Source organism: Saccharomonospora halophila 8, assembly GCF_000383775.1.
Taxonomy (GTDB): Bacteria; Actinomycetota; Actinomycetes; order Mycobacteriales; family Pseudonocardiaceae; genus Saccharomonospora; species Saccharomonospora halophila.
In genome coordinates this window covers 31,587-35,793 of the sequence record NZ_KB912556.1, presented here as the reverse complement: position 1 = coordinate 35,793, position 4,207 = coordinate 31,587, and the positions used below count along the sequence as shown (strand labels likewise).

Here is a 4,207-nt window from a genome sequence, read left to right as displayed (position 1 = left end):
CGGCGGAGCGGCCCGACGCGGCCGGGCGGAACGTCTCCGGCACTTCCGGCGCCGTGGACGGGTCTCCCGCGGGGCCGGGGTACCGCGATCACCGGGACGCCGGCGACCCGGACGGGACGGCTCGGGAGGAGAACGGAGGGGCGGACGTTCCGGGCACCGGCCGGGACGGCGAAGCTCCCGGCGACCCGGGTGACCGGGACCCGTGGGAGGAGGATCCCGTTCCTCCACCTCCGGAGGGAAGCGATCCCGACGACGGAGCTCCGGAAGACGGCGACCGCGGGGACGGCGACTCCGTGGACGGCGACTCCGGGGACGGCGGCTCCGACGAAGGGGACTCCGGGGATACCGGCGGCGGGGACACCGGTGCCGGGACCCCGGAGGACGGGGATTCCGGTGGTGGCGGGTCCGATCGGCCCGACCGCGACGAGGGGGACCCCGAGCACGAGGACTTCCGGGACGGGGATTCGCGGAACGGGGACGGGAACGCCGACCGTGACGGGAACCGCGACGGGCGGGTCGGCGGGGACAGCCCGGCCACGCCCGGCGACGGGACGGAGACGTCGGCACCGTCGTGGTACCCGGTGGGTGGTTCCGGGCTCGGCGGGGACGACACCGCGTGGGCGGACACACCCCGGCCGGTGCGGATCATGCTGACCGCGGAGCGCGCGCTCGGGCGGATGTCGCCCCCGTCCGGCCGGTGAGGGGACGACCGTGCGGATACGGGGGTCGTGGATCGTCGTCGCCGTCGTGGGCGTGCTGTTCGTGACGATGCTGCTCGTCGCGGGGTGGTCCAATTCGGAGATCGGCAACGACGCGAACCCGGAACGGGAGTTCGCCGGCGACGGCACGGTGCCCTCCTCGGTCCTCCAGGGGGGCTCGGTCGTCGACGCCACCGGCGACGAGGTGGTCTCCACCGGACTGCCGGACCGCACGATCGCCCTGACCTTCGACGACGGTCCGGACCCCACCTGGACGCCGCGGGTGCTGGAGGTGCTCGACCGGCACGACGTCCCGGGCACCTTCTTCGTGGTCGGCTCGATGGCATCCCGGCACCCGGAGCTGGTCGAGCGCATCCACCGCTCCGGGTCCGAGCTGGGGGTGCACACCTTCACCCATCCGGACCTGGCCACCACGGGGGGCTGGCGGGTCGAACGGGAGCTGCACCAGACGCAGCTGGTGCTCGCCGGGGCCACCGGGGTCACCACCCGTCTGTTCCGGCCGCCGTACTCGTCCACGGTCGGGGCTCTCGACGATCCGGCGTACCGGGTGGTGCGCACGGCGGCCGAACACGGGTACGTCAGCGTGTTCACCGATGTGGACAGTCAGGACTGGCGGCGTCCCGGGGTCGAGGCGATCGTCGACAACGCGACGCCGGAGAACGGGCGTGGCGGCACCGTGCTGCTGCACGACGCCGGCGGCGACCGTGCGCAGACGGTCGCGGCGCTGGACGTGCTGATCCCGAAGTTGAAGCGGCAGGGCTACCGGTTCACCACGGTCAGCGAGGCGGTCGGGATCGACGCGGAACACCCGGCCGCCGTGGACGACCGTTTCTCCGGGTCGGCGCTGACCGCGCTGGTCACGGCCGCGAGGGCGATGATGACGGTGCTGAAGTGGGCTCTGATCGTGGTCGGGGCGCTCACAGTGGCGCGGTTGCTGGTGCTGCTCGTCCTCGCCCGGCGGCACGCCCGGTACCGACGTGCGCATCCGGCATGCTGGGGAGAACCGGTCCGCCGCCCGGTGTCGGTGCTCATCCCCGCGTACAACGAGGCCACCAACATCGCCGCCACCGTGCGCTCGGCCGTGGCCGGCGACCACCCGGTCGAGATCCTCGTGATCGACGACGGCTCCACCGACGGCACCGCCGACGTGGTGGAGCGCCTGGGACTGCCCGGGGTGCGGGTCCTGCGCCTGCCCAACGGGGGCAAGGCGGCGGCACTCAACGCGGGCGTGGCCGCGGCCACGCACGACCTGGTCGTCATGGTCGACGGGGACACCCTGTTCGAGCCGGACACCGTACGCGAACTGGTCCAGCCCTTCGCGGACCCGACCGTGGGCGCGGTGTCCGGCAACGTCAAGATCGCCAACCGGGAGACCCTGCTCGCCCGTCTGCAGCACATCGAGTACGTGGTCGGGTTCAACGTCGACCGCAGGGTGTACGACGTCACCCGGTCGATGCCGACCGTGCCGGGCGCGGGCGGTGCGTTCCGGCGGGAGGTGCTGGAGGCGGTCGGCGGGCTCAGCGCGCGGACCCTGGCCGAGGACACCGACCTCACCATCGCGGTCGGCCGCGCGGGGTGGCGTACCGTCTACCAGGAGACCGCCGTCACCTGGACGGAGGCGCCCACGACCGTCCGGCAGTTGTGGCAGCAGCGGTTCCGGTGGACGTTCGGCACGATCCAGGCGGTGTGGAAGCATCGCCGGGCGATCGTCGAGCGGGGTGCGGCGGGCCGTGTGGGCCGCTTCGGCCTGCTGCACGTCCTCGCGTTCCAGGTGCTGCTGCCGATGCTGGCCCCGGTGATCGACGTCTTCCTACTCTACGGAGTGCTCTTCCTCGACCCGGGTACGACCGTGTTGTTGTGGCTGTCCATGCTGGCGATCCAGGGGGTCGGTGCGTACTGCGCGTTCGGTCTCGACCGGGAGTCGCGGTCGGTGCTGTGGCTGCTGCCCACGCAGCAGCTGGTGTACCGGCAGCTGATGTACGTCGTCCTGGTGCAGTCGGTGCTCGCGGCGGTGTCCGGCGTGCGGGTGCGGTGGCAACACCTGCGCCGTGCCGGCATCACGCGGCCCGGCCCGGTCACCGATCCTCCGCGCGAGCGGCACCACCCGGAGGAGGGGCACGCGGCGGAGGAGGTCCACGGCCCGGGGGGAACGCGCGCGACCGCACGGCGGCCGCAGCTTCCCGGAGTTCTCTGGGTCCCACCCGCACGGTCGTCCGCCGACCCTCTGCCCGCCGACCCTCTGCCCGCCGGCACCGAGGTTCCCGGTCCGAACGGACACGGTTCCGCGGCCGCCGCGCGACCGGCGTCCGACCCTCCGGTCGAGGTGTCCCCGGGCACGGCAGCGCGGTCCGGGGCGCTCGCGCCGGTCCGCGAACGGTGGCTGGACCTGCTGCGTGCGGCGGCGTTGGCCCGCGTGCTGCTCTACCACACGGTCGGGTGGGCGTGGCTCAGCATCGCGTTCCCGGCGATGGGCGTCATGTTCGCGATCGGTGGTTCCCTGGCCGCCCGGTCGATGGAACGCACCCCACCGGTCGACGTGGTCGGCAGCCGGATCCGCAGGCTGCTGCCGCCGGTGTGGGTGCTGGCGGTGGTGATGGTGCCGCTGATGCTGGCCCACGGCTGGAGCACCACCCTCGACGGCGCGGGGTCCGCGGGAGACGGCGGGGCCACGCCCCTGAATCCCCCCGAGCTGCTGCTGTGGGTGTTCCCGGTGCTCGACCCGCCGTACGGCGAGTGGGGACTGGGCCGGGACGCCGCCATCGTGCTCTGGTACGTCCGCACCTACCTGTGGTTGGTCCTGCTGAGCCCGGTCCTGCTGCGGTCGTACCGGCGGTGGCCGCTGGTCACCGTGGCGGCGCCGCTCGTGCTGGTGGCCGGCGACGCCGTGCTCGGCTCACCGCTGAGCAGCGTGGACGCGGTCGGGCAGGGGGTTCTCGACTTCGCCACCTTCGGCGCGTGCTGGGTGCTCGGATTCGCACACCGGGACGGCTCACTGGCGCGGGTCCGGCCCGCCGTGCTCGTGGCCGTGGCCACGGCGCTGGCGACGGCCGGGCTCTGGTGGACCGCGACCCACCCCGCCGGGGACGGCTCGTACGACCTCAACGAGATTCCGTTGGGGCAGGCGCTGGTGAGCGCGGCGGTCGTACCGGTGTTGCTGCGGGCACGGCCGCCGATGGGCTGGTTGGACCGCACGCCCGTCCTGGGCAGGCTGGTCACCGTGCTCAACGCGCGGGCCGTGACCGTGTACCTGTGGCACAACGTGGCGGTGTTCCTCGCGGCGCCGGCGCTGATGTGGTGGACCGGGTACTCCTGGCCCGGCCACCTCGCGGTGGCCGTCGTGCTGACCGGGCTCACGGTGCTCGCCTTCGGCTGGGCCGAGGATCTCGCCGCGCGTCGGCGGGTCCGATTGCTTCCCGGCGGGGGCCCGCCCGGCCGACACCGGGGGTCCCCTGAGGCCCGGAGGTCCCGCCCGGCACACCACCACGCCG

At 73.8% G+C, this 4,207-nt stretch carries 1 protein-coding gene and 1 pseudogene; both read left to right on the top strand.

Annotated features, from left to right (window positions below):
- Nucleotides 1-701: pseudogene (locus SACHA_RS21815) on the top strand (hypothetical protein); the annotation flags it as partial.
- 10 nt (nt 702-711) lie between these two features.
- Nucleotides 712-4,207, top strand: a 3,496-nt coding sequence (locus tag SACHA_RS26160) for a glycosyltransferase (RefSeq protein WP_019810053.1), incomplete at its 3' end; no start/stop codon positions are given.